Raw genomic sequence first — 25351 nt, 5'->3', positions numbered from 1 at the left:
GATGGTTATGAAACGTGTTGGAATCCTTGGTGGTACCTTTGATCCACCGCATATCGGTCACCTTATCATAGCGGAAGAAGTATATTACCAGCTTGATTTAGATGAAGTGTGGTTTTTGCCTTCCAATCATCCACCACATAAGTCAGGTGCTACGGCAGATAATCAAAACCGCTTGGAAATGGTAAAGGCTGCAATAGCTGATAACCCCCATTTTTCCGTGAGTGATATAGAATTGCAGAGAGATGGTAAATCCTATACCTACGATACGATTAAACAATTGAAGAAGCTGAATCCCGATATTGAATTTTACTTTATCATCGGAGGAGATATGGTTGAGTATCTGCCTAAATGGTATGAAATCAAAAAACTGATGAAAATGACGCATTTCGTTGGAGTAAAACGAAGCGGTTATCAATTGAACAGTCCTTACCCTGTAGAAGAAGTTGAGATGCCAATAATAGAAGTATCATCCACGATGCTCAGAAAGCGTTTGAATCAGGGACGGGAAATCCGGTATTTAACCGCGGATGGCGTAATCGATTATATAAAGGAGCATCAACTATATGAAGCTTGACCGTGATAGGGCAATCGAACTTGTCAGAGCAAGCTTAAAACAAGAGCGCTATGAACATACCTTGCGCGTAACCGATACAGCATTGGAGCTTGCTGCTTCTTATGGGGCAGACCAAAAGAAAACCGAACTTGCCGCTATTTTGCATGACTACGCAAAATATAGAGACAAGGACGAATTGCGGCGATGGATTAATACAGAATCAAGACTACCTAAGGACCTCCTGGACTATCACCATGAGTTATGGCATGGTCCTGTTGGGGCAGTGCTGCTTAATAAGGAAGCTGGGCTTGAAGATGGAGAGGTTGCTTCTGCAATTGCATGCCATACCACTGGTAAAGCGAACATGAACACGCTGGAGAAAGTGGTTTTCTTAGCAGATTACATCGAGCCAGGCCGTAAGTTTCCTGGTGTGGAAGAGGTAAGGAAGACAGCGAAAGAAGATCTGGATAAAGCTTGCCTGCAGGCCGCACAAAATACGATCTTTTTCTTAATGTCCAAAGGGCAAAAGGTTTACCCGGATACCCTGCATAACTACAATGATTTATTACAATTAATTAAACAAAAATAAAAATGGAGGCTTGGATATGGATAGTAAAGAAATGATGAAACTTGCTGCCACGGCTTGCGATGATAAAAGAGCCGAGGATATCGTAGTTTTGGATATGTCCGAAGTATCGTTAATTGCCGATTATTTCTTGATTTGTGAAGGTTCCAATGAACGCCAAGTACAGGCAATCGCCAGGGAAGTAAAGGAGAAGGCTGAAGAAAGCGGCTTGTCTGTGACGCGTATGGAAGGTTTTGAACAAGCCCGCTGGATTCTTGTTGACTTAAATGGAGTGATTTGTCATATCTTTCATAAAGATGAGCGGAACTATTATAATTTAGAGCGGCTATGGGGAGATGCTCCTACCGTTGCGATCGAAAGTGTCTGATCGTATGACTTATGGGGAAATGGCAGCGGTGTACGACGTGCTGATGAAAGATGTTCCCTATGAGGATTGGGTGTCATTTACTTTAAATTACTCCTCTGGACACAAGATATTGGATATGGGCTGCGGTACAGGAGAGATTGCCATTCGGCTTGCTGAAAAAGGATATCAAATTACTGGTGTAGACTTTTCAGAGGATATGTTGGCAATAGCTCATGACAAAGCACGGACCTCAGCCGATATTCAATGGCTGAAACAGGATATACGTCAGTTAGAGGGGTTAGAAAACTTTGATACGGTGGTCAGTTTTTTTGACGTCCTTAATTATATAACCTCTCTGGAAGAGCTGCGAGCAGTTTTTCAGCAAACTCATTCTGTACTTAAGCCTGGTGGCACTTTTCTTTTTGATGTACACTCCCTTAATCATCTAAAAGAACATATGTCAGGCCAGACATTTTCTGAAGTGTATGAGGACATCACCTATATATGGTTTTGTGAACCTGGGGAAATTCCAGATACATTTATTCATGACCTGACATTTTTCGTGCAAAATTCTCGTGGAGATTACTCCCGCTTCGATGAATACCATACGCAGCGTGGTTACACGATAGATGTGTTAAAAGAAGAACTGCATCGTGCAGGGTTTGAAATTAAAGATATAGCTGCTGATTTGGAACGGAATCCAGTACTTCATGATACTGATGGCGATCGTATATTTTTTATTTGCACACGAAAATAAATCACAGGAGCATATACATGTCTCCTGTGATTTTTGATTACTTGGAAAAGTTTTAAAACTAAGGCTTTCACCATAAGTATTGGGCGACAAGCCAAGTTTTTCTGATTTAATTGTATTCTTTTTATTAAAGTTCATGTAAAATATAGAAAGAATCATGGCTCCCTTAATCTTTTTTTATCTTCTTTATGCTTTTTTTGCGTGGCTTGAAACATCTTCTCAAATAACTCTCCAATATGCTGCTCCAGCATGATTAATCCTTCTCCTGTGACCCCGCCTTTTACACTTACTTTTTCTCTCAAAGTATTCAACGTATAGTGATTTTCTTCCAGTAACTTCCCGTATCCAATTAACATCTCTGTAGTAAGTTCCGTTGCCGTTTCTTCTGGAAGATCCGCTACTTCTTCCGCTGCTTTGATCCATCGTTCCATTAGAAAACTTATAAAAGCAGGACCGCACGAAACTATATCCGAACAGACTCGGATATAGTCTTCCTCGATTTCTATAGGTCTGGATATGAATTTAAACGTTTGCTTCAATAGCGCTTTAAATTCTGGTCTCACAGACTCACTGAAACTGAACAAAGTTGCCCCTGAAAAAGCACGATTGGTAATAGAAGGTACAATTCTTGCTACCTGGCATGGCAGCGCTTTTTCTAACTCTTCGATTCCGACCGGACTCGTTATGGAGACAACGCATTGCTCTTTCCTGACGTAGCCCTTTATATCCTTAAATAGTGCTTTCATGTCATGTGGCTTAACACAAAGCAGGATAATATCTGCCTGGTCGATTAATTCTGCCAACTCTTTTTTTATGACCAGATCGGGATGCCTTTGTTTAAGTTCATAAGCTTTGGTCAATGTGCGGTTCGTTACTATCATTTCCTCTGCATCTATCGAGCCGCTTTCAATAAGGGATTCGATAACAATACTTCCCATATTTCCAGTCCCTATCACTCCCCAAATCATGGAATACCTCCTTTGAGTTAGCTTATGTTTTATCTATATGAACTTTGCCCGGATTATAGGAAAGGATGTGTTTGATTATATGTATTGGATTAAGAAATATGCCTGGGTCGTCTTAATCGCAGGAATTGTTTTATGGTTTATGCTTGGAAACAGTCAAGGAAATGAAAATAAAACAGAAGGCTTCATAGACATTGATGAGACTAAAGCAACTATGACAGTTGAGAAGACTGGAATTGAAGGGAAACTCATGGTGGATATCAAAGGAGAAGTTGCAAAACCAGGTATATATGAATTGGAAGAAGGCAGTCGTGTACATGATGCAGTAACGGCGGCGGGAGGGATGACACCAGAAGCTGACCCTGCTTCTGTTAACTTGGCCCAGCGCGTGAGTGACGAAATGATGATTATCGTCAATGGCATGGTAAGTGATGTTTCCGAAGGAGCGCAGGGTGCTGAAAATAGTAAAATTCGAATTAATTATGCAGATATCACAGAAATTCAAACTTTAGACGGGATAGGTGAATCGAAAGCGAAGGCAATCGTCCAGCATAGAGAGGATAATGGTCTATTTCAGACAGTGGAGGATCTATTGGAAGTGAGTGGGATAGGTGAAAAGACATTAGATAATATTAAAGACTCTATACAAATTCCGTAGTACATTGACGGAGAAAACACAGAAATGTAAAATTATTTTAAACCATTGCTCTGTAGGTGAAAGTAATGGAACACGATATCAAGAGCTCACTTAGCAGCGCATAATAACAATAAAAGGGGACCTTTACATAATGGAACGTATTTCCTGGGATCAATATTTCATGGCTCAAAGTCACTTGTTGAAAATGAGAAGCACGTGTGAGCGTTTAGCGGTAGGCGCAACAATTGTCAGAGACAAACGAATGATAGCCGGTGGTTATAATGGCAGCGTATCGGGTGGGGTACATTGTGTCGATGAAGGATGCTATGTTATAGACGGCCATTGTGTTCGTACCATACACGCTGAAATGAACGCTTTATTGCAGTGTGCCAAATTTGGGGTCGCTACAGAAGGTGCTGAAATATACGTCACCCATTTTCCTTGCCTTCATTGTTGTAAAGCGATTATCCAGGCTGGTATTAAAGCAGTATATTACCATGCTGATTATAGAAACCACCCTTATGCAATCGAGTTGTTCCAGGACGCGGGTGTAAGAACAGAGAAAGTAGAACTGAAAGAGTGGCCGCTTGATCCGTTGGCGGATAAAAAAGAAGTATAATGCGGGGGTATTGGCACCTTTTTGCAGGTGCCTTTCTGCTGGGAGGACTGACTTTTTCTCATCAGAGAGACACTTCTATCATCTATTTGGTCCTTTTGTTAGGGTGGCTGTTTTATATTTTTCCAAGTAAGCGGCTAATCGTCCTTATGGTTGCAGCATTTGTAACCGGAGGCTTATTTACCTCAACTGATTATACAAATTCCCCTGCAATAGCTGATACCACTCTTCATGGAAAATTAGTCAGCACACCCAAAGTGACAGACAATAAAATTGAAGTTATCATGAAATTACAAGACACCAGCCAAAAAATATTACTAACTGCTTTTAAAGAACATAATTCTTCTTCCACGCCTCCTTCCTTCGCAGAAAACTGGAAATATGGAGCAGTCTGCCAAATAAATGCCCCAACCTCTTTTCCGCCCGCCGCTACCAATCCTGGAGAATTTGATTACCGTACTTATTTACTCCAGCAAGGAATTATTTCACAAATAATTATTACGGATAAAACTGAAATAGATTGTATAGGGCACTCATGGGTTGCACTTTTGGATGCGCAGCGGTATAAGCTGCTGAGTCAGTATGAAACCAAGCTTTCTCCGGAGATATCTCCCTGGTTGAAGGCTTTGATATTTGGGGAGACAAGTGATCTTGAGAAAACAACTATTCAACTATTTCAAAGGTGGAATCTTTCTCATCTACTGGCAATTTCAGGACTTCATGTCGGTCTGATCATCGGCTTCATTCTTTATGTATTAACACGGTCTGGAATTATTACTACAGAAAAAAGTTACTGGCTGCTTTTCACTTTACTTCCTCTCTATGCTTTTTTTGCTGGTGGTGCGCCTTCTGTACTGAGGGCTGTTGCTATGGCAATGCTTGGAATGCTTGTGATAAAATTTTCAGCCAAGGTTACTGTTACGGACATTCTCAGCATTCTACTATTATGCTTTCTTCTTATAAACCCCTCTTACTTACACCAGCTAGGCTTTCAATTTTCCTTTTTAGTCACCTTTTCATTGTTATTTTCACTTAAGTGGTTTAAAAGCACATCTTCCAACTTGGTGTTATTAATGCAAATAAGCTTATTAAGTCAATTGATACTTCTCCCTATTCAACTCGTTCATTTTTTTCAGTTTAATCCTTTGTCCGTATTTGCCAACCTGATATATGTCCCTTATTTTACTATTATTGTTATTCCGATGATGCTGTTTTTGAGCATCCTTACCATCTTTTTACCGGCTGTTGCTGTCAGTATTTCGGAGCCTTTCCTATATTTACATCATTTCTCACTGGAAGGGCTTCGCTATATGGACTCTCATTTATATTACCCGTGGATTGCAGGAAGAATCACTCCTTTATACAGTCTGGTGTACTATATTTTCCTTGTCCTGATGTTAGCGAGTCTGCAAGTGGGAAACAGGAGAAGAGCCTTCTTATCAGCTGTCGTGGCTGTGTTTGTATTGGTGTTTTTTTCGATAAAGCCCTATATGAGTAAAGAAGGGACCGTGAGTATGCTGGATGTTGGGCAAGGGGATAGTTTTGTCATAGAGCTTCCTTACCGTAAAGGTGTTTTCATCATTGACGCAGCAGGCACTTCTCACTTTTCGGCAAATCAGGAAAGAATAGCTGACAATATAATAATCCCTTTCCTCCACTCAAAAGGGATCAGCAAAGTGGATGCAGTGTTTTTAAGCCATGAAGATTCGGATCATATCGGAAGTATTCCGTTTTTATTCGATGACCTCCAAATAGATAAACTTTTAGTCAGTCCTTATTTTCAGTTTCCAGACGCCATGCAAAAACAAGTATTGGAGCACAATATTCCGGTCATACGTCTGAAAAGAAACGAGGTTATTTCCTTAAGTGGGCAGGTCTTTAAAGTATTGAACCCTGGAGGAAATTATAACGATGCGAATGATAATTCGTTGGTACTTTTTACAACATTTGGAGGGTGGGATTGGTTGTTTGCAGGAGATATATCTGACAAAGTGGAAGGGGATTTAATGAAGGTTTTTCCGGATTTAAGGGCTGATGTCCTAAAGGCTTCCCATCACGGTAGTAAAACGTCTAGTTCGGAGTCCTTCCTTGTTACCTTGAAAGGAAAGGTAGTACTGATATCAGCAGGCAGAAACAATCGATATGGGCATCCTCATGAAGAAGTATTGGAAAGAATGGAGACATTAGGATTGACCACATTAAGGACAGATATACATGGAGCAGTACAATTCGTATTTGAGGAATCAAAAGGGAATTTTTATATCTTTAATGAAGACCAATAAAAATATAAAGCATAAAAAAGGCTGCATATTAGCAGCCTTTGGTAGTAATGGAATTTACGATCCGATTACATTCACGACGACACCGGTAAAGAATATAATGAAGAAGAACAAGAACGAGAAAATGAACCCTAGCCCGGAATCGACGACATCATTATTTTTTGATTGAATATCTTTTTTGAATTCGTTCACTTTTACCCCTCCTATACCTGTGTTTTAGTATAAGCGATACTTGATTAAAAATCCAGATTCTTCATTAATTATATCAAAAAAACTATCCGTTTTTTTGATTACCTTGGTTAGCAAGAGTTGTCATCTATACTTTACGTCCTTTTGGTCAATCTAAAACCAAAGGACAATATCGTCGCCCGATCTTTCACCCGGGGCTGGAACGGGCGGCGTTCATATAGATACCTCAGGCACCTCGTTCCCAAACATTTTTGACAAGGCTTCCTAACCAGCATAAAATAAGAACATTGAGTTCCTTTTTGTGGATAGGAAATGGACGAGGTGCCTGTTACTTTATCATGTATTAACTGGGGTGTAAGTATGGACTATATGCAAGTAATGAAAAAAATAAACAAAAAACAATTTTCTTCCGTATATTTATTATATGGAACGGAATCCTACCTGATTCAGGATATTAAACAAAAAATATTGAAATATGCCTTATCTGGTGAAGATCAGGAAGTCAATGTCTCTTATTATGATTTAGAGGAGACCCCAATCGAAGATGTTGTTACGGATGCAGAGACATATCCGTTTTTTGGTGAACGGAAAATTATCATCGCCGACAATCCTGTTTTCATGAAAGCTAAACCTGATAAGCTTCCTTTTGAACATGATGTAGAAGCTTTACAGTCTTATCTCACCAATCCGGCTGATTATTCCATACTGGTAATCACAGCCCCATATGAAAAAATAGATGAACGGAAAAAAATATTCAAGTTATTTAAAAAACAAGGGGAGACAGTGCCTTGTATGCCTGTCAAAGAGTGGAACCTGGAAGAATGGATAACTTCTATTGCCGGTGAGCTAAACATCCAAGTCCCGACTGACTTGCATGAACTAATTATTCAAGAGGTTGGAACGAATCTTATGGTACTTCGAAGTGAGATGGAAAAGTTAGCACTGAATGCTGGAGAAGGAGCCACTATAACAAGGGAAATGGCTGAATCGCTTTTATCTCATAGCGCTGAGGCTTCAGGTCTTAAACTTGTTGATGCAGTGATGGAACGCAATCTTTCTAAAGCTATTCACATTTATAAAGATTTAACAAGGATGAATGAAGATCCTATTGCCTTAACGGCTTTACTGGCCTCACAATTTCGAATTATCTTGCAAGCAAAAATACTTAAGCAAAAAGGGTATGCACAGAATCAAATGAAGCAATACATAAAAGCACATCCTTATGTAATTAAAATGGCCGTGAAAAGAGAACAGCATTTCACTTTCCACGAATTAGAACAAATCATGGATAAATTGACAGAAACGGACCAGAACATAAAACAAGGGAAAGTAGAAAAGAGTCTTGCTTTTGAATTACTATTGTACCAATTGGTTCACATTAAACGATTGGATAGTCAAACAGGATGAAAGCTGGTCTTTTACCTGCTTATTACTTTAGACATTATAAAAAAGCTCCATGCGACGAACTGGGTTCGCTGGCATGGAGCTTTTTTATGTTGGAATTCATTGCAAATGAAAAACGACCCTGGCAAGAGTCGCTTGTTGGTCATAAAAAAAGCAGGCCTTATAGGCTGTTTACTTTTTTAGCAAGGCGAGATTTTTGACGGTTGCCGTTATTTTGGTGGACGATACCTTTTTGAACGGCTTTATCAATTTTTTTCGCTGCAGTTTGTAAAGCGCTCTTAGCACCTTCTGCGTCATTGTTTGCTACTAACTTTTCCACACGCTTGACAGCTGTACGCATATCACCTTTATAAACAAGGTTTTGCACGCGGCGGTCGTCAGTTGTACGAACACGTTTCACTGCGGATTTAATATTTGGCATGATTTCACCTCCCAGGTAAAAACATCAGTCTCATTCATATCGAACAAGAGTCATTTTACCAAAGCCACCTCTAGTTTTCAATAGGTTTATCTAAGCCATGAAAGAAAACGTATAAAAATCTTCTCCCTGCCTCAAGCTAGTTACAAAAAGGAGGCGTGAGAATGAGTGCTGAAAACAGGCAATACAACGTTCGTACAGACCTGGCCATTGAAGCCAGAGATATGTATGTCGAGGAAGACCAAAAGAACCAATCTCCACAAGGGGTAGAAGTAGAAGAAAAAACCGTTGATGACATCAAGGTTACATATGTCACCATTGATGAAGCTGCTGAAGATCGTCTGGGAAAAAAAGCAGGCAATTATATTACGCTCGAGTCCAAAGCGATAAGAAATCAAGATACTGATATGCAAAAACGTCTAGCGGTTGTCCTTGCCGAGCAGCTTGGTGAATTGTTCCGTTTAAATGATATTAAAGAGGGACAAACATGTATGGTGGTCGGGCTGGGAAATCATAATGTAACTCCAGATGCTCTCGGGCCAATGGCTATGGAAAAGGTGATGGTAACAACACATCTATTTAAGCTGCATCCGGAAACGGTGGCTGAAGGCTACCGTCCAGTATCAGCTATCACTCCTGGGGTAATGGGGGTAACCGGCGTAGAAACAAGCGACATTATCCTGGGGGTACTGGAAAAGACAAAACCAGACTTTGTTATTGCTATTGATGCACTGGCATCAAGGTCGATTGATCGTATTAATGCTACCATCCAATTATCAGATACAGGCATACATCCAGGCTCCGGTGTAGGGAACAAAAGAAAAGAGCTGAGTAAATCGACGCTGAACATCCCGGTGATAGCAGTAGGGGTTCCCACCGTCGTAGATGCTGTTACGATTACAAATGACACCATTGATTATCTGTTAAAGCATATGGGCAGGGAATGGCGTGAGAAAGATGACCCATCTAAATCTCTCACTCCCGCTCGGATGACATTTGGAGATAAAACACTGCGAGAGGAAGATTTGCCTGATTTAGAGCAACGACAAGCAATCCTTGGAATGGTTGGCGGTCTGGAAACTCATGAAAAAAGGCAATTGATAGAAGAGGTCTTGTCACCAATTGGCCATAACCTCATGGTCACACCAAAAGAAGTGGATGAATTTATGGAAGATATGGCTCATGTGATAGCAGCTGGAATTAATGCAGCGTTGCATGAAAGAATTAAAGGAGATGAATCTCAATCGTTCACTCGATAAATATGATAGAAAATTGATAGAGTGAAGAAGTTCTATTTTATCAGCTCCCTCATAGACTTTAATAAACAGCCTTAAGGTCATGAAGGGAGCCGGATGATGAAGAAAATAAGAAAGCGAAAGCTATTCCATCACTACCAATTCAATAGGCTGTCAAAACGGGCAGGTTCATGGGTTGCGGCCATGGCAGCTCTTTTATTGATTATTGGGGGATTGACGAGTGTCAAACCGACTTATCGAATCTATTCAGAGACCATTCAGGACTGGACAAGCCAAATTGATGGTCCCTCTTTTTTATATTTATTCAGTATGGAAAATAAAATGTACAAAGAAGCCTATCCTGATAACGTAAAACCTCCTGACCTGACAACAATGGGGTTTCAATTGGCAACGAGTTTGACACCGAATGATCCGCGGAGCCTATTGGGAAGGGAGTTGCCAGGGCTGGATACTTATCATAGTGAAATTCTGGTTGCCGGTGAGGGAACGGATTATACCAACTTGCCGATAGAGTCCCATCCGCCACTGGATGTAGTAATGGAAGATAGGGAAGCGGTGGATCCGGAAGAGGAGGAGCCGGTGGAAAAAACAGAAAGAAAAGACGCACCCTCCACTGGTGATCGCAATGTCGTTCTTATTTATAATACCCACAACCGGGAATCCTTCCTTCCACACTTGGCTGAAGGGACAGAACATGCTTATCATGATGAAGTGAATATCACTAAAGTGAGTGATCGCCTGGCTAAGGCTTTAGAAGCCAACGGAATTGGGGCAAAGGTTAATGAGCGCGATGTTACTGCATTCGCAAAGGAAAAAGGGGTAGCTCCCTATGACGCATCAAGAACGATCGTTACGGAAGCGATGGCTTCCAACAAAGATATCCAATACATTTTTGACCTGCACCGTGACGGCGCTCCGAGGGATGTGACCACAACAGAAATTGATGGGGAAATTTTTGCGAAAACCATTTTTGTTATCGGAGCTGAGCACGAAGCTTATGAAAAAAATGCCAAACTGGCTGCAGATCTTCATGAATTACTGGATGAAAAGTTCCCTGGATTAAGCAGGGGGGTTATTAAAAAGAAAGGAAATGGAGTGGATGGCAAATACAATCAGGATCTTTCTGAAAAAGCGATATTACTAGAATTCGGTGGACATGAAAACAGTCTGGATGAAATATACCGGTCGGTTGATGCAGTGGCGGAAGTATTCAGTGAATATTACTGGGAAGCGGAAAAGGTGTCTGGTGATTAAGAACTGGAGGTGGGAGTTATGATAAAGTACTTGCTAATATTATGTATGATGATCTCGTTGTTTCTTGGTGGTGCTTTGTTTGGTATCAATCAAGCCTCCGAAAACCATACTGACCAGCCAGATGCCCCCATCCTTTCGGAAGAATCACTTTTAGAAGGGCAAGCGGAAAAAAACGATATGTTTGAAGGTCCTGTGGTTGGAATACCTGTAGAAACCCCATTACCAGATAAAGGTCAATATCCCGCTCATGGCAGCGTACAGATTGCAGAGTTATTAGGTACAGGGATTTCCAAGCTTTATGATATCGTCATTACTACTGCAGCTAATATAGTAGAGCCATTATTTTAGAAGAAGCAGCACAGGCAGCTTCTTCTTTTTTAAAATTAGGTTTCAGCTTTCCTGACCCGTAACTTCCGCTTTTGATGATTGAATATTCCCTTGGCTATTGCTATAATCTATGCTAGTTATCGTTCGTAAAAATAGTAGGAGTGGATTGTAATTGGCAAGTAATCAGAGACAGCAGCGTGTGAGGAACTTTTCGATCATTGCTCACATTGATCATGGGAAATCGACATTAGCTGATCGGATATTAGAAAAGACAAAAGCATTGACACAGCGTGAAATGAAAGAACAATTCCTGGATGCAATGGATTTGGAACGCGAACGGGGAATTACGATTAAATTGAATGCTGTTCAATTGAACTATCGACAAGATGATGAAGATTATATTTTTCATTTAATAGATACTCCAGGCCATGTAGACTTCACGTATGAAGTGTCGCGTAGTTTGGCTGCTTGTGAGGGTGCCATTCTGGTCGTCGATGCGGCCCAGGGGATTGAAGCCCAGACATTAGCGAATGTTTACTTAGCACTGGAGAATGAGTTGGAAATTATCCCGGTTATTAATAAAATTGACCTTCCTAGTGCAGACCCGGATAGGGTGAAGCAGGAGATCGAGGATGTGATCGGCATCGATGCTTCTGATGCGATCCTTGCCTCTGCCAAAGATGGGAAAGGAATCGATGAAATACTTGAAAGAATTGTCAGTGACATCCCAGCGCCGGCAGGCAATGAGGAAGAACCATTGAAAGCATTGATATTTGATTCCTTATATGATCCATATCGTGGTGTCATCGCTTATGTATGTATCAAAGAAGGGTCTGTTAAAGTTGGCGATAAAATCAAGATGATGGCGACCGGAAAAGAATTTGAAGTCAATGAAGTAGGTGTGTTTAAACCTAAACCAGCTCCACTGGATGAATTGACGGTCGGAGATGTTGGTTATTTGACTGCTTCGATTAAGAATGTTGGGGACAGTCGCGTCGGTGATACGATTACACATGCCAAAAAGCAGGCCGCCGAACCATTGCCAGGTTATAAACGTTTAAATCCAATGGTTTTCTGTGGAATGTATCCGGTAGATGCCAACCGTTATAATGACCTTCGTGAAGCATTGGAGCGATTGGAATTAAATGATTCTTCCCTTCAATATGAAGCGGAGACATCTCAGGCGCTTGGCTTTGGCTTCCGCACAGGTTTCCTTGGGATGCTTCATATGGAGATTATTCAGGAGCGTATTGAAAGAGAATTTGGTATTGATCTGATCACTACTGCACCAAGTGTTATTTATCAGGTGGCTTTGACAGATGGAAGTGAAATACAAGTGGATAACCCATCGATGATGCCAGACAACCAAAAAATACAGGAAGTCCGGGAACCATTTGTCAAAGCTACGATCATGGTACCGAATGATTTTGTCGGGCCGGTAATGGAAATATGCCAGAAGAAACGTGGCGATTTCAAAGATATGCAGTATCTCGATGAAAACCGGGTCAACGTTGTATATGAGATTCCATTATCCGAAATCGTATATGATTTCTTTGATGCCTTGAAATCAAAAACAAAAGGCTATGCTTCATTTGATTATGAGCTGATCGGCTATCAGGCATCCGACCTCGTCAAAATGGATATTCTGTTGAATGGTGACACGATTGATGCTTTATCATTCATTGTGCATAGAGACTTTGCCTATGAACGAGGAAAGCAAATTGTCGAAAAGCTGAAGAATCTCATTCCGAGACAGCAATTCGAGGTGCCGGTTCAGGCAACGATCGGTAACAAAGTAGTAGCTCGTTCCACGATCAAAGCGATGAGAAAGAACGTGTTATCCAAATGTTACGGGGGAGATATATCCCGTAAGCGTAAACTATTAGAAAAGCAAAAAGAAGGTAAGAAACGGATGAAGATGGTCGGTTCCGTCGAAGTACCGCAAGAAGCCTTCATGTCTGTACTTGAAATGGATGACGATGATAATTAATATGCCGAAAACCGCAGGAAGTTTTTCTTGCGGTTTTCGTTATGAAAGGCGGTAACCTGATGCACATACCATCAGTATATATTCACATACCATTCTGTCAGCAGATTTGTCACTACTGTGATTTTACAAAGTTTTTTTATAATGAGAGGCTGGCAGATGATTACTTGAACGCGTTGGAAAAAGAAATCAAATCATATATACCGGAAAAAAAGATAGCCCCCAGGACTATTTTTGTAGGTGGCGGTACTCCCACGGCACTGTCCAGGGAACAATTGAAAAAACTGCTTATCATCATTGATCGTTATCATGATATCGCAGCCTGCAGTGAATATACGTTTGAAGCCAATCCAGGTGATCTTGATGAAGAAAAAGTAAAGCTCTTGAAAGCTTACGGTGTTAATCGTATATCCCTTGGAGTGCAAGTTTTTGACGATAGGATGCTTGAAAAAATAGGCCGTCTTCATAAAGTCAAAGATGTCTATACTAATATAGACAGGCTGTTGAATGCAGGTCTCACGAATATCAGTATCGATTTGATTTATGCCCTTCCAGGTCAAACTGTAGAGCAATTCGAACAAACGGTGGACGAAGCATTACGCTTCGATCTGCCTCATTACTCTTCGTATTCCTTGCAAATTGAGCCGAAAACCGTATTTTATCAACGCTATAAAAAAGGTAAATTAAGGAAGCCTCCAGAGGAATCAGAAGCAGCAATGTATGAATTGCTGCAGAAGAAAATGATGGCTAAAGGAAAAAAACAATATGAAATCAGCAATTTTGCGGAACCAGGATTTGAAAGCAAACACAACATGACCTATTGGAACAACGAATATTACTTCGGGTTTGGGGCTGGGGCCCATGGCTATCTTCCGGGCAAACGGATCGTGAATATCCGACCGCTTCCAGCCTATATTAAACAAGCAGAAGAAAATGGCCGTCCTGTACTTCACGAGGAGCCAATCGGCAGAAGAGAACAAGTAGAAGAAGAGTTATTTTTAGGTCTGCGGAAGACAGAAGGCGTAGACTTAAATAATTTCGAGGTGAAATATGGCAATAAATTTGAGCAGGTTTATGGGGATATTCTGCCTTATTTAAAAGAGCGGCAATTAATTGTAATAGCGGATGATAAAATAGCATTGACAGAAAAGGGAAGGCTCCTTGGCAATGAGGTTTTCCAGGAATTTTTGCTGGATGAAAAAGATGTATAAATCCAAGCTAAAGTCGTTGACAACATAAAAGGCATTTGATAATTTTATAATAGATTTAGCACTCAACAGATAAGAGTGCTAACAGAGGTGATCATCATGTTGACAGAAAGGCAATTACTGGTACTGCAAGTGATTATTGATGAATTCATCCATACAGCACAACCTGTAGGGTCACGTTCGATTTCCAAGAAAGATGAAGTCACCTTCAGTTCGGCTACCATTCGAAATGAGATGGTTGACTTGGAAGAGATGGGGCTGATAGAAAAGACCCATTCATCATCCGGAAGGGTTCCTTCCGAAAGTGGGTATCGGTTTTATGTAGATCATTTATTATCCCCTTTCCGTCTTTCTAATAAGGAAATTCGTTCGATTCAGGAAACCTTTCGGGATCAGATGCTTGAGTTTGAGAGAGTGGTTCAAAAGTCAGCGGGAATTTTATCTGATTTGACGAATTACACTTCGATCATTCTCGGACCAGAGGTGTTTGAAACGAAGTTGAAGCAGCTGCAGATTGTTCCATTGACTGCTCAGACAGCTGTAGCCATTCTTGTAACCAATACGGGTCATGTGGAACACAGGGCTTTCAATATCCCTCAGGAAATTGAAGCAAATGATCTGGAAAAAATGGTGAATATTTTGAATGACCGTTTACATGGTGTGCCTTTGGTACAACTTCATGAGAAGATTTTCAGTGAAGTCGGCGCTTTGTTGAAAACTCATACGAATAATTATGAGCAGGCATTTCAATACTTGCAGGCGGCGTTGCTGAATGAGCAGCCTACAAAGTTGTATGTCGGCGGAAAAACCAATATACTCATGCAGCCAGAGTTCAAAGACCTTGAAAAAGTGAGATCCCTGTATGCCATGATGGAAAAAGAAAGTGAGATTGTTCACTTACTGCGTAACGATCATTCTGGAATTCAAGTGAAAATCGGCCATGAGAATGAGGTCGATGCCATGCAGGATTGCAGCTTGATTACGGCCAGTTACGCGTTAGGTGATGATCAAGTTGGAACCATCGCTTTATTAGGACCTACCCGGATGGAGTACAATCGCGTTATTAAATTAATGCACGTGCTTTCATCAGAAATGACAGATACCTTTAAGTCCTGGTATCAAAATGAATAAGGGTAGAAAAGGATAAAGATGGGCAGTTTTTTCTCCCATCCCTTATTTTTGTCCTTTTACTTTTTTCTGTGCAGTAAAAGTGTTATAGTCTTAACGGTGAATAGAACTCGGAGGGGGTGTCGGAATGTCAAAGGACAACCAGCAGGAACAAGAAATCATTACAGATCCAGAAGAAACAGCGAAGGAAGAAGAAATGGAACAGGAAGTCCTTGAGGAAGAACAGGCTGAGGACGAGGAATTAGAAAAATTGAAGCAGGATTACGAAGAACTTAATAACCGCTTGATCCGCCTGCAAGCTGATTATGATAACTTCCGCAGACGCACAATGAAAGAACGCGAAGCGGATCGTAAATATAAATCCCAGGACCTCGTTACTGAATTAGTTCCGGTTTTGGACAATTTTGACCGTGCATTGAAAGTGGAGGTCGAAGGCGAAGCCGCTAAAGGGTTCGTCGATGGTATGAAAATGGTTTACCAGCAATTTAAAGCTGCATTGGAAAAAGAGGGCGTTGAAGAAATCAAAGCAGAGGGTGAGCAGTTTGATCCTCACCTTCATCAGGCAGTTATGCAGGCGAATGAGGAAGACTACGATTCCAATGTTGTCATTGAAGAAATGCAAAAAGGATACAAACTGAAAGATCGGGTAATCCGGCCTGCAATGGTGAAAGTGAACCAGTAAACGAGCCATCTATATGTAATCTAACTCCGTACAGGAGTTCATTCATATGAATTCAACACAGTAGAGCTATAAGGAGGAATTTTCAATGGGTAAAATCATTGGTATTGACTTAGGTACAACAAACTCTTGTGTCGCTGTAATGGAAGGCGGCGAATCAAAAGTAATTCCAAATCCAGAAGGTAACCGTACAACTCCTTCTGCCGTCGCGTTTAAAAATGGTGAACGCCAGGTAGGGGAAGTCGCTAAGCGTCAGGCGATTACTAACCCGAACACTATCCTTTCCATTAAACGTTATATGGGTACCGACCATAAAGTAGAAGTGGAAGGAAAAGAATACACACCTCAAGAAGTTTCTGCAATCATCCTTCAATACATCAAAGGATATGCAGAAGACTACCTGGGTGAAACGGTAGACAAAGCTGTAATTACTGTACCGGCTTACTTTAATGATGCGGAACGTCAGGCTACTAAAGATGCAGGTAAAATCGCTGGCATCGAAGTAGAACGTATCATCAATGAGCCAACTGCTGCAGCACTTGCTTATGGTATCGATAAAGAGGACCAGGATCAGACAATTCTTGTTTATGACCTTGGTGGCGGTACTTTTGACGTTTCTATCCTTGATATTGGCGACGGTACGTTTGAAGTTGTATCTACTGCCGGTGATAACCGCCTTGGCGGGGACGATTTTGACCAGGTAATTATCGACCATATGGTTGCTGAGTTCAAGAAAGAAAATGGTATCGATCTATCTCAGGACAAAATGGCCAAACAACGCCTGAAAGATGCCGCTGAAAAAGCGAAGAAGGACCTTTCCGGTGTTGCACAAACTCAGATTTCCCTTCCGTTTATCACAGCCGGGGAAGCTGGTCCATTGCATCTGGAAATGACATTGACACGCGCTAAATTCGAAGAACTTTCTTCTGATCTAATTGAGCGCTCTATGAAACCGACTCGTCAGGCTCTAAAAGACGCTGGTCTTTCTTCCAGTGAAATCGATAAAGTTATCTTAGTCGGTGGTTCCACTCGTATTCCGGCTGTCCAGGATGCATTGAAAAAAGAAGTAGGAAAAGAACCTTCTAAAGGAGTTAACCCTGATGAGGTAGTAGCGCTTGGTGCTGCTATTCAAGGTGGAGTCTTACAAGGGGACGTTAAAGATGTTGTTCTTCTGGACGTTACCCCACTTTCCCTTGGTATTGAAACTATGGGTGGCGTAACTACTAAACTTATTGAACGTAACACAACAATTCCAACCAGCCACTCCCAAGTATTCTCAACAGCAGCAGATAACCAGACTGCGGTTGATATCCATGTACTCCAAGGTGAGCGTGAAATGGCACAGGATAACAAAACGCTTGGCCGTTTCCAATTGACAGATATTCCACCAGCGCCGCGTGGTGTACCACAAATTGAAGTATCCTTCGACATCGATGCTAACGGTATTGTTAACGTCCGTGCTAAGGATATGGGTACAAATAAAGAGCAGTCCATCACTATTAAATCTTCTTCCGGGCTTTCTGACGAAGAAGTAGAAAAGATGGTCAAAGAAGCAGAAGAAAATGCCGAAGCAGATAAGAAACGCCGTGAAGAGGTAGAACTTCGCAATGAAGCGGACCAAATGATCTTCACTACTGAAAAAACATTGAAAGACTTAGGCGAACAGGTTTCTGAAGAAGAAAAACAACAGGCAGAAACCGCTAAAGATGAATTGAAAGAAGCGTTAGAAGGAGAAGATCTGGATAAGATCAAAGAAAAGAAAGAAGCGCTTCAGGAACACGTCCAAAACTTATCTGCAAAAGTGTATGAGCAAGCAGCACAACAAGCTCAAGCTCAGCAGGAAGCAGAAGGCGGACAAGGCAGCGACGATGATGTAGTCGATGCTGATTATGAAGAAGTTAATGAAGAAGACGACAAAAAGTAAGAAAGTCAAGTTAAAAGTCAAAGTCAGGAATTTCTTGGCTTTGACTTTTTTAACGTAAACGAAAGTGAAGAAACAAGATTTGAAAATAGCTTTGTATCAATGTTATTATTAACTTTATGCAATAGTGCCGGGAGAGTGATCGTCAAGTGAGTAAACGAGACTACTATGACGTTCTTGGTGTGGGAAAAGACGCTTCCAAGGACGAAATTAAGAAGAGTTATCGAAAACTTGCCCGCAAATACCATCCGGACGTCAGTGATGAACCGGATGCGGCGGATAAGTTTAAAGAAGTAAAGGAAGCTTACGAAGTATTAAGTGATCAGCAGAAACGTGCCCAATATGATCAATTTGGTCATGCCGGCCCTCAAGGTCAAGGCGGGTTTGGCGGCTTCGGTGGAGGCGCGGAAGATTTTGGCGGCTTCGGCGATATATTTGATATGTTCTTTGGCGGCGGGGGCAGAAGACGTGATCCAAATGCTCCCCGTAAGGGCGCTGACCTTCAATATACAATGACACTGGGCTTTGAAGAAGCCATTTTCGGTAAAGAAGCGGATATTGAAATACCGAAAGAAGAAGAATGTGAGACATGTGATGGCTCAGGAGCCAAGCCAGGGACATCTCCAGAAACCTGTCCTCACTGTAAAGGGAGCGGCCAGCTGAACGAAGAGCAAAATACTCCGTTTGGCCGTGTCGTTAACCGTAGAGTATGTCATTATTGCCAAGGCAGTGGTAAAATCGTCAAGGAGAAATGTAATACCTGCGGCGGTTCTGGAAATGTGACCAAACGAAAAAAAATCCATGTCAGCATACCAGCAGGAATTGATGATGGCATGCAAATCCGGGTAGCAGGACAAGGGGAATCCGGTGCCAACGGAGGACCTGCGGGTGATTTGTTTGTTGTAGTGAGAGTAGAATCTCATGAATTCTTTGAAAGAGAAGGCGACCACATCTTTTGTGAGCTGCCTGTAACCTTTGCACAAGCTGCACTTGGTGATGAGTTAGAAGTACCGACTGTACATGGCAGAGTGAAACTGAAAGTGCCAGCAGGAACGCAAACAGGGAAAACATTCCGTTTGAAAGGGAAAGGTGCTCCTAATGTCCGCGGACATGGTCATGGCGACCAGCATGTGAAAATCCGTGTCGTCACTCCACAAAACCTTACGGAAAGACAGAAAGAACTAATCCGTGAGTTTAATGAAATCAGTGGTAATGAAGCGACAGAAGAACAACACGGTAACTTTTTCCAAAAAATGAAGCGAGCATTCAAAGGCGAGTAGGATTACAGGGGCTGATCAAAATTAGGAAAACTATTTTGAATCAGCCTCTACATATGTTGAGGCAGGTAAGATTCAAAAAACGACTGGAAAAGAGTTGATGGAAATGAAATGGTCGGAAGTTTGTATTCATACTACAAACGAAGCTGTAGAACCAGTTTCAAATATCCTGCATGAAGCAGGAGCCAGTGGTGTAGTCATTGAAGATCCACAAGATATGGAAAAAGAACGCAGAGCGGGTTTTGGCGAATTATATGAGCTCGATCCTGACGATTATCCTTCAGAAGGGGTTTATGTAAAAGCCTACCTTCCGGTTAATAGTTTTTTGAGTGAAACCATCGATTCTGTCAAACAGTCCATTAACAGTTTAGCGGAATATGATATCCAGTTAGGCAAAAATAAGGTGACACTTTCTGAAGTCAATGAAGAAGATTGGGCGAATGAATGGAAAAAATATTATAAACCAGTCAAAGTTTCAGACAAAGTAACGATCATCCCTACGTGGGAGGAATATGAACCCGTTTCCAGTGATGAAGTAATTATCGAAATGGACCCTGGGATGGCCTTTGGCACGGGAACGCATCCTACAACAGTACTTAGTATTCAAGCTATTGAACGTTTTCTGAATGAAGGAGACCTTGTTTTGGATGTGGGAGCAGGTTCCGGCATTCTAAGTGTTGCTTCGGTGCTGCTTGGGGCATCTGAAGTGCTTGCTTATGATCTCGATGAGATTGCTGTATCAAGTACTGAAAATAATGCCAGGCTCAACCAGGTGGAGGACCGGATTTCTGCACGTCAAAATGATTTGCTGAATGGGGTAGATGTGAAGGCAGATTTGATTGTTTCCAATATTCTTGCAGAGATCATTGTCCGTTTCACCGAAGATGCCTATCAGCTCTTGAAGCCAGGAGGCTATTTCATCACTTCCGGGATCATACAAGGAAAAAAAGAAGATGTAAAACAAAGCCTGAAAAATGCCGGTTTTGATATAGTGGAAGTGAACCAAATGGAAGATTGGATATCTATTATCGCAACGAAATAGTAAGTAAAGCAGGTGCATCGAATGCAGCGATATTTTGTAGGGGAAGACGGCTGGACTGAACAGGTAGTAACCATAACAGGCGAGGATGTCCATCATATTGTCCGGGTTATGCGAATGCAGCCGGATGATGAAATTATTTGTATTAACCCCAGCGGCTTTGCTGCCTCATGCCGTATTACAAGTACTGATAAAGAGGCGGTACAATGTAATATCATCAAATGGCTGGATGAGCAAGTAGAACTCCCTGTGGAAGTCACTATTGTCCAAGCGCTTGGCAAAGGGGATAAGTTAGAGACGGTCGTACAAAAAGGTACAGAGCTAGGTGCTTCCCAATTCATCCCTTATCAAGCAGAAAGATCTGTAGTAAAATGGGATAAAAAAAAGGTGGATAAGAAAATCTCCCGCCTTGAAAAAATTGCGAAAGAAGCTAGTGAACAATGCCAACGTACAATAATACCGTCCATTCATTCTGTTCATCAACTAGACGAGCTGATACAATTAGGTGAACAATATAAATGGAAATTATTCGCATTTGAAAATGAAGCAAAACAGGATGAATACCAGTCTTTAGCGAATTTGGTCAATAAAATGTCTGCTGGTGACCGCGTGATTGCAGTGATTGGACCCGAAGGAGGCTTTTCTCAGTCCGAGGCAGCTAAGCTTACGGAAGCAGGATTTCATCCTGTCCGGCTGGGTCCCCGAATCTTACGAATGGAAACAGCTCCTCTATATTTGCTGGCAAGTATTTCGTATCATCTAGAAGAATTGAGGTGATGAAAATGCCAACAGTGGCATTTCATACATTAGGGTGTAAAGTGAATCACTATGAAACTGAAGCCGTATGGCAATTATTTAAAGATCAGGGGTATGAACGCGTGGACTTCGATCGCGAATCTGACGTTTACGTTATCAATACCTGTACGGTAACCAATACCGGAGATAAAAAAAGCCGTCAGGTTATCCGTCGTGCCATTCGTAAAAATCCAGATGGTGTTATTTGTGTAACCGGCTGTTATGCACAGACCTCACCTGGGGAAATTATGGATATACCTGGGGTGGATATTGTAGTCGGTACCCAAAACAGGGTGAAGATGCTGGATTATATTGAACAATATAAACAGGAACGTCAACCGATCAATGGCGTTACTAATATCATGAAAAACCGTGTATATGAAGAATTGGACGTGCCATATTTTACAGATCGTACGCGAGCTTCTTTAAAAATCCAGGAAGGCTGCAATAATTTCTGTACCTTCTGTATTATTCCTTGGGCGCGTGGCTTGATGCGTTCAAGAAAGCCGGAAGATGTTATCAAACAAGCTCAACAGCTTGTGGATGCAGGCTATAAAGAAATCGTCCTAACCGGAATTCATACTGGTGGTTATGGTGAAGATATGAAAGACTATAACCTTGCGATGCTGCTTCGTGAGTTAGATGAGAAAGTTACAGGATTGAAGCGTATCCGTATTTCTTCTATTGAAGCAAGCCAAATTACGGATGATGTTATTCAAGTCTTAAACGACTCGGATAAAATTGTGCGCCATTTACACATACCATTACAATCTGGTTCTGACACAGTACTTAAACGTATGCGCAGAAAATACACGATGGAATTTTATAAGGAACGAATTGAGAGAATCAAAGAAGCGTTGCCTGACCTTGCCATCACTTCTGATGTTATTGTAGGATTCCCGGGGGAAACGGAAGAAGAATTCATGGAAACCTATCGGGCTGTTCAGGAAATCGGTTATTCTGAACTACATGTCTTCCCATTCTCCAAGCGAACAGGTACACCAGCAGCACGAATGGATAATCAAGTCGATGAAGAAGTGAAAAATGAGCGCGTACACCGTTTGATTGAATTATCCGATCAGCAGGCGAAAGAATACGCCTCCCGCTTTGAAAATGACGTCTTAGAGGTCATTCCTGAAGAGGAAGATAAAGAAACCGAAAATGGTGGTGTACTGATCGGTTATACCGATAATTATTTGAAAGTGAAGTTCGAGGGATCTAAGGAATTAATTGGAAAAATTGTCAAAGTAAAAATAACTGAAGCAGGCTACCCGTATAATGAAGGTCAGTTTGTTCGCGTAATGGACGAACCGGATTTGAGCAGCCGGGTTACTGCTATTTAAAGGGGAAAGCCATACGACCGTTCGTATGGCTTTTTCGAAAGAGGAAAAGACTAGGCATAGAAATTAACCTGCCTTCATGCTATGATGGAGAGGTACGTACAACTAACCGACCAGAAGAAAGGAAGAGGTTTTATGGAAAATATCGCAAAGTATATTGATCATACACAATTAAAGCCGGACACTCCTCAGGAAAAAATTGATCAAGTCTGTCAGGAAGCGAAAGAGTATGAGTTTGCTTCTGTATGTGTGAACCCTTATTGGGTCAATCATTGCTATGAACATTTAAAAGACACTAACGTTAAGGTTTGTACTGTAATCGGTTTCCCATTGGGAGCGAATACGAAAGAAGTCAAAGCATTTGAAACAAAACAGGCCATCGAAAAAGGTGCTACAGAAATTGATATGGTCATCAACGTGGGAGCGCTTAAATCAAAAGATTATGAGACAGTACAGGCAGATATCGAGGCTGTCGTAAGAGAAGCAGAGGATAAAGCTCTAGTCAAAGTAATCATTGAAACCTCACTGCTTACAGATGAGGAAAAAGTAAAAGCCTGTGAGTTGGCTGTCAAGGCAGGCGCGGATTATGTGAAGACTTCTACGGGATTCTCAGGAGGAGGAGCGACTGTAGAAGATATTAAACTAATGCGTGCTACAGTTGGACCGGAGCTTGGCGTGAAGGCTTCTGGTGGAGTGCGTGATTTTGAAGCTACAAAAGCGATGATTGATGCAGGTGCTACGCGTATCGGTGCAAGTTCCGGCATTCAAATCATAAAAGGTGAACAAGGTACCTCCGATTATTAATATTAATAAGCCCAGAGTTGTAGAAACTCTGGGCTTTCATTTTGTCCGATCCTTATTCCATTAAAGCTCCCTTTTGCTGAAGACTCAGTTTCAAGATATGTTGTTTCCGTTACGGTAGTAACGGTTTGGAGGACCGGGAAATAACTCGCTTTCCGTCTTCCCCGCGGAAAGCAAATCCTTCCCCAACGCCCCTATTTCTCAAATAATGTCTCGAAATCAAGTCTTCGACTTTTCGGCCCTCTTAATGGAACAGGAGCTTTAACTAAGAATAAATTTTTATTTATGCAAACGGGTAAGCCATTTTTCGAAAGGTTTTAAAAAAGGGTAGAACAGAAAGATGGTCACCGTGTTGAAAAGCACTGCCAAATGGGCTAACTGCCTGCCAGGTTCTGCTGCAAGCCAGACAGATAGCTCATCCAAATAACCGAGGACAGGAAGGAATAAGAGCACACTGATGAGGTTGTACCAGATATGGCTTGATGCCACTACTCTAGCGCCTTTATCAAGGGCGGCACCTGCTATGGATGCTGTTATACAAGTGCCTATATTGGTCCCCAGGATAACAGCTATGGCAGATGGCATAGAGATTGCTCCTTGCTCCAGCATGGTCAGCGTCACTCCAAACATGGCAGAGGACGACTGAATAAGCCCGGATCCGATAATACCAAAAAACAAGGCAGAAAGAGTAGAATCATCCAGTGAACTTAACCAGTCAGAAGTTCCAGGAAGATTCATGAAATCAGCTATGGACCCTCCTAAGTTTTCTAAGGCCAGAAAGATGACAGCAAGTCCAAATAAAATAGTGCCCCAGGCAAATGTTTTCTGATGCTGCATGACGATCATCAAACCACCTGCAAGGAGTAGGAAGCTATATGGAAGATGCAATGACAAACTTAATATCTCCCCTGTAAGGGTGGTACCTAGGTTGGCACCAAGCATGATACCTATAGCCTGAGTTACTTTCATATATTTAGTAGTAACAAGCCCCATTGCTAATACAATTACAACCGAACTGCTTTGCAGTAAGCCTGTTGCAGCAAACCCTGTTAAAATGGCAAGGATAGGGTTTCTGGAAAAATGCTGTATCCACTGCTTAGTTCGTTGGTAGGAAAGTTGGAATAGACCTACTTTCAAACATTGCAGGCCAAAAAGAAACATTAATAACAATACCGTTAATTTTGAAATTAATTCCATCATCATATGGCGACACCTCATTTCACTATATGGACAAGAGGAAGGAAACATGTACAGAAATTCAGGGATAACTGAACAAAAAAATGGTAAGTATGGAACAAATTCAGGGAAAAAAGTTGACCCGGAATAGGGGTTATAATATAATTATCAAAGGCATGGGATATAGAGATGCATGCTGAGAAGATACTTGCTTTATGCTTCGGAGGGAGGGAAATAGCATGTCAAAAACAACTCGCGTTCGTAAAAACGAGTCTCTTGAAGATGCTCTTCGTCGCTTCAAAAAGAGTGTATCCAAATCTGGAACTCTATCTGAATATCGTAAACGTGAACATTACGAAAAGCCTAGCGTACGCCGTAAGAAAAAGTCTGAGGCCGCTAGAAAGCGTAAGTGGTAA

At 41.5% G+C, this 25351-nt stretch carries 26 protein-coding genes; 22 read left to right on the top strand and 4 right to left on the bottom strand.

Annotated elements, in window-relative coordinates; translation table 11 throughout:
- Positions 1 to 7 precede the first annotated feature (7 nt).
- Genes B9Y67_RS19075 through B9Y67_RS19060 form a run of 4 tightly spaced genes read left to right on the top strand, consistent with a single transcriptional unit; the run spans position 8 to position 2242 of the window.
- Positions 8 to 574, top strand: a complete 567-nt coding sequence (locus B9Y67_RS19075; protein ID WP_085508933.1) for a nicotinate-nucleotide adenylyltransferase — start codon at positions 8 to 10, stop codon at positions 572 to 574.
- Entirely contained in the window at positions 564 to 1142 is a 579-nt protein-coding gene (yqeK, locus tag B9Y67_RS19070) for a bis(5'-nucleosyl)-tetraphosphatase (symmetrical) YqeK (RefSeq protein ID WP_085508932.1), read from the top strand. Before B9Y67_RS19075 ends, yqeK begins: the two co-directional genes overlap by 11 nt.
- Before the next feature lie 16 nt (positions 1143 to 1158).
- Entirely contained in the window at positions 1159 to 1506 is a 348-nt protein-coding gene (gene rsfS, locus B9Y67_RS19065; RefSeq protein WP_085508931.1) for a ribosome silencing factor, read from the top strand.
- Positions 1499 to 2242, top strand: coding sequence for a class I SAM-dependent DNA methyltransferase (locus tag B9Y67_RS19060; protein WP_254901845.1), 744 nt, complete (start codon positions 1499 to 1501; stop codon positions 2240 to 2242). Before rsfS ends, B9Y67_RS19060 begins: the two co-directional genes overlap by 8 nt.
- A gap of 152 nt (positions 2243 to 2394) precedes the next feature.
- On the opposite strand, the gene comER is transcribed toward B9Y67_RS19060, so the two are convergent.
- The gene (comER, locus tag B9Y67_RS19055; protein WP_085508929.1) at positions 2395 to 3207 is read right to left on the bottom strand and encodes a late competence protein ComER; all 813 of its coding nucleotides are present in this window, start codon (positions 3205 to 3207) and stop codon (positions 2395 to 2397) included.
- A 37-nt stretch (positions 3208 to 3244) separates the two neighbouring features.
- Between comER and B9Y67_RS19050 the strand changes: the two genes are divergently transcribed.
- The 3 genes from B9Y67_RS19050 (at position 3245) to B9Y67_RS19040 (ending at position 6739) form a co-directional block, all read left to right on the top strand.
- The gene (locus B9Y67_RS19050; RefSeq protein ID WP_254901844.1) at positions 3245 to 3862 is read left to right on the top strand and encodes a ComEA family DNA-binding protein; all 618 of its coding nucleotides are present in this window, start codon (positions 3245 to 3247) and stop codon (positions 3860 to 3862) included.
- A 130-nt stretch (positions 3863 to 3992) separates the two neighbouring features.
- Positions 3993 to 4460: a ComE operon protein 2 gene (locus tag B9Y67_RS19045; RefSeq protein ID WP_062446866.1), complete on the top strand. Its 468-nt coding sequence runs from the start codon at positions 3993 to 3995 to the stop codon at positions 4458 to 4460.
- A gap of 95 nt (positions 4461 to 4555) precedes the next feature.
- A complete protein-coding gene (locus B9Y67_RS19040) occupies positions 4556 to 6739 on the top strand; it encodes a DNA internalization-related competence protein ComEC/Rec2 (protein WP_176224054.1) in 2184 nt (727 codons plus the stop codon).
- A 54-nt stretch (positions 6740 to 6793) separates the two neighbouring features.
- On the opposite strand, the gene B9Y67_RS19035 is transcribed toward B9Y67_RS19040, so the two are convergent.
- Positions 6794 to 6928: a YqzM family protein gene (locus tag B9Y67_RS19035; RefSeq protein ID WP_082412088.1), complete on the bottom strand. Its 135-nt coding sequence runs from the start codon at positions 6926 to 6928 to the stop codon at positions 6794 to 6796.
- A 357-nt stretch (positions 6929 to 7285) separates the two neighbouring features.
- Between B9Y67_RS19035 and holA the strand changes: the two genes are divergently transcribed.
- Complete coding sequence (holA, locus tag B9Y67_RS19030; protein WP_085508926.1) at positions 7286 to 8332, top strand: DNA polymerase III subunit delta; 1047 nt, start codon at positions 7286 to 7288, stop codon at positions 8330 to 8332.
- Positions 8333 to 8489: 157 nt separating this feature from the next.
- On the opposite strand, the gene rpsT is transcribed toward holA, so the two are convergent.
- Complete coding sequence (gene rpsT / locus B9Y67_RS19025) at positions 8490 to 8750, bottom strand: 30S ribosomal protein S20 (protein ID WP_062446858.1); 261 nt, start codon at positions 8748 to 8750, stop codon at positions 8490 to 8492.
- 161 nt (positions 8751 to 8911) lie between these two features.
- On the opposite strand from rpsT, the gene gpr reads away from it, so the two are divergent.
- The 13 genes from gpr (at position 8912) to deoC (ending at position 23762) form a co-directional block, all read left to right on the top strand.
- A complete protein-coding gene (gpr, locus tag B9Y67_RS19020; RefSeq protein ID WP_085508925.1) occupies positions 8912 to 10006 on the top strand; it encodes a GPR endopeptidase in 1095 nt (364 codons plus the stop codon).
- Positions 10007 to 10102: 96 nt separating this feature from the next.
- Entirely contained in the window at positions 10103 to 11257 is a 1155-nt protein-coding gene (spoIIP, locus tag B9Y67_RS19015; RefSeq protein WP_139823855.1) for a stage II sporulation protein P, read from the top strand.
- A gap of 18 nt (positions 11258 to 11275) precedes the next feature.
- A complete protein-coding gene (locus tag B9Y67_RS19010; RefSeq protein WP_085508923.1) occupies positions 11276 to 11605 on the top strand; it encodes a hypothetical protein in 330 nt (109 codons plus the stop codon).
- Between the two features lie 151 nt (positions 11606 to 11756).
- Positions 11757 to 13574, top strand: coding sequence for a translation elongation factor 4 (gene lepA, locus B9Y67_RS19005; protein ID WP_085508922.1), 1818 nt, complete (start codon positions 11757 to 11759; stop codon positions 13572 to 13574).
- A gap of 59 nt (positions 13575 to 13633) precedes the next feature.
- The gene (hemW, locus tag B9Y67_RS19000) at positions 13634 to 14782 is read left to right on the top strand and encodes a radical SAM family heme chaperone HemW (RefSeq protein WP_085509245.1); all 1149 of its coding nucleotides are present in this window, start codon (positions 13634 to 13636) and stop codon (positions 14780 to 14782) included.
- A gap of 96 nt (positions 14783 to 14878) precedes the next feature.
- The gene (gene hrcA / locus B9Y67_RS18995) at positions 14879 to 15910 is read left to right on the top strand and encodes a heat-inducible transcriptional repressor HrcA (protein ID WP_085508921.1); all 1032 of its coding nucleotides are present in this window, start codon (positions 14879 to 14881) and stop codon (positions 15908 to 15910) included.
- A 124-nt stretch (positions 15911 to 16034) separates the two neighbouring features.
- Complete coding sequence (grpE, locus tag B9Y67_RS18990; RefSeq protein ID WP_085508920.1) at positions 16035 to 16589, top strand: nucleotide exchange factor GrpE; 555 nt, start codon at positions 16035 to 16037, stop codon at positions 16587 to 16589.
- A gap of 85 nt (positions 16590 to 16674) precedes the next feature.
- Positions 16675 to 18510, top strand: coding sequence for a molecular chaperone DnaK (gene dnaK / locus B9Y67_RS18985; protein WP_085508919.1), 1836 nt, complete (start codon positions 16675 to 16677; stop codon positions 18508 to 18510).
- A gap of 146 nt (positions 18511 to 18656) precedes the next feature.
- The gene (gene dnaJ / locus B9Y67_RS18980) at positions 18657 to 19787 is read left to right on the top strand and encodes a molecular chaperone DnaJ (RefSeq protein WP_085508918.1); all 1131 of its coding nucleotides are present in this window, start codon (positions 18657 to 18659) and stop codon (positions 19785 to 19787) included.
- A gap of 103 nt (positions 19788 to 19890) precedes the next feature.
- Entirely contained in the window at positions 19891 to 20826 is a 936-nt protein-coding gene (gene prmA / locus B9Y67_RS18975; protein WP_085509244.1) for a 50S ribosomal protein L11 methyltransferase, read from the top strand.
- A 21-nt stretch (positions 20827 to 20847) separates the two neighbouring features.
- Positions 20848 to 21600 carry a 16S rRNA (uracil(1498)-N(3))-methyltransferase gene (locus B9Y67_RS18970; RefSeq protein WP_085508917.1) on the top strand — a complete coding sequence of 251 codons (753 nt, stop codon included), beginning with the start codon at positions 20848 to 20850 and terminating at the stop codon, positions 21598 to 21600.
- Between the two features lie 5 nt (positions 21601 to 21605).
- The gene (gene mtaB, locus B9Y67_RS18965; protein ID WP_085509243.1) at positions 21606 to 22961 is read left to right on the top strand and encodes a tRNA (N(6)-L-threonylcarbamoyladenosine(37)-C(2))-methylthiotransferase MtaB; all 1356 of its coding nucleotides are present in this window, start codon (positions 21606 to 21608) and stop codon (positions 22959 to 22961) included.
- Positions 22962 to 23042: 81 nt separating this feature from the next.
- Entirely contained in the window at positions 23043 to 23762 is a 720-nt protein-coding gene (gene deoC / locus B9Y67_RS18960) for a deoxyribose-phosphate aldolase (RefSeq protein ID WP_254901843.1), read from the top strand.
- A gap of 276 nt (positions 23763 to 24038) precedes the next feature.
- Here the strand turns inward: deoC and B9Y67_RS18955 are convergent, their stop codons facing one another.
- Positions 24039 to 24962, bottom strand: coding sequence for a Na/Pi symporter (locus B9Y67_RS18955; protein WP_176224053.1), 924 nt, complete (start codon positions 24960 to 24962; stop codon positions 24039 to 24041).
- Between the two features lie 212 nt (positions 24963 to 25174).
- Between B9Y67_RS18955 and rpsU the strand changes: the two genes are divergently transcribed.
- Positions 25175 to 25351: a 30S ribosomal protein S21 gene (rpsU, locus tag B9Y67_RS18950; protein WP_028783259.1), complete on the top strand. Its 177-nt coding sequence runs from the start codon at positions 25175 to 25177 to the stop codon at positions 25349 to 25351.

Source organism: Thalassobacillus devorans, assembly GCF_900176565.1.
GTDB lineage: Bacteria > Bacillota > Bacilli > Bacillales > Halobacillaceae > Thalassobacillus > Thalassobacillus devorans_A.
The sequence above is the reverse complement of the archived record's forward strand: the minus strand, read 5'-3'. Positions and strand labels throughout refer to the sequence as shown.

Excerpts from the sequence above, each read along its gene's own strand:
- rsfS (WP_085508931.1), top strand. The coding sequence starts at position 1,159 with ATGGATAGTAAAGAAATGATGAAACTTGCTGCCACGGCTTGCGATGAT.
- comER (WP_085508929.1), bottom strand. The coding sequence starts at position 3,207 with ATGATTTGGGGAGTGATAGGGACTGGAAATATGGGAAGTATTGTTATC.
- B9Y67_RS19075 (WP_085508933.1), top strand. The coding sequence starts at position 8 with ATGAAACGTGTTGGAATCCTTGGTGGTACCTTTGATCCACCGCATATC.
- hemW (WP_085509245.1), top strand. The coding sequence starts at position 13,634 with ATGCACATACCATCAGTATATATTCACATACCATTCTGTCAGCAGATT.
- rpsU (WP_028783259.1), top strand. The coding sequence starts at position 25,175 with ATGTCAAAAACAACTCGCGTTCGTAAAAACGAGTCTCTTGAAGATGCT.
- B9Y67_RS19050 (WP_254901844.1), top strand. The coding sequence starts at position 3,245 with ATGAACTTTGCCCGGATTATAGGAAAGGATGTGTTTGATTATATGTAT.
- dnaK (WP_085508919.1), top strand. The coding sequence starts at position 16,675 with ATGGGTAAAATCATTGGTATTGACTTAGGTACAACAAACTCTTGTGTC.
- B9Y67_RS18955 (WP_176224053.1), bottom strand. The coding sequence starts at position 24,962 with ATGATGATGGAATTAATTTCAAAATTAACGGTATTGTTATTAATGTTT.
- holA (WP_085508926.1), top strand. The coding sequence starts at position 7,286 with ATGGACTATATGCAAGTAATGAAAAAAATAAACAAAAAACAATTTTCT.
- spoIIP (WP_139823855.1), top strand. The coding sequence starts at position 10,103 with ATGAAGAAAATAAGAAAGCGAAAGCTATTCCATCACTACCAATTCAAT.
- grpE (WP_085508920.1), top strand. The coding sequence starts at position 16,035 with ATGTCAAAGGACAACCAGCAGGAACAAGAAATCATTACAGATCCAGAA.
- B9Y67_RS19010 (WP_085508923.1), top strand. The coding sequence starts at position 11,276 with ATGATAAAGTACTTGCTAATATTATGTATGATGATCTCGTTGTTTCTT.
- hrcA (WP_085508921.1), top strand. The coding sequence starts at position 14,879 with ATGTTGACAGAAAGGCAATTACTGGTACTGCAAGTGATTATTGATGAA.
- B9Y67_RS18970 (WP_085508917.1), top strand. The coding sequence starts at position 20,848 with ATGCAGCGATATTTTGTAGGGGAAGACGGCTGGACTGAACAGGTAGTA.
- yqeK (WP_085508932.1), top strand. The coding sequence starts at position 564 with ATGAAGCTTGACCGTGATAGGGCAATCGAACTTGTCAGAGCAAGCTTA.
- mtaB (WP_085509243.1), top strand. The coding sequence starts at position 21,606 with ATGCCAACAGTGGCATTTCATACATTAGGGTGTAAAGTGAATCACTAT.
- rpsT (WP_062446858.1), bottom strand. The coding sequence starts at position 8,750 with ATGCCAAATATTAAATCCGCAGTGAAACGTGTTCGTACAACTGACGAC.
- deoC (WP_254901843.1), top strand. The coding sequence starts at position 23,043 with ATGATGGAGAGGTACGTACAACTAACCGACCAGAAGAAAGGAAGAGGT.
- gpr (WP_085508925.1), top strand. The coding sequence starts at position 8,912 with ATGAGTGCTGAAAACAGGCAATACAACGTTCGTACAGACCTGGCCATT.
- B9Y67_RS19045 (WP_062446866.1), top strand. The coding sequence starts at position 3,993 with ATGGAACGTATTTCCTGGGATCAATATTTCATGGCTCAAAGTCACTTG.
- prmA (WP_085509244.1), top strand. The coding sequence starts at position 19,891 with ATGAAATGGTCGGAAGTTTGTATTCATACTACAAACGAAGCTGTAGAA.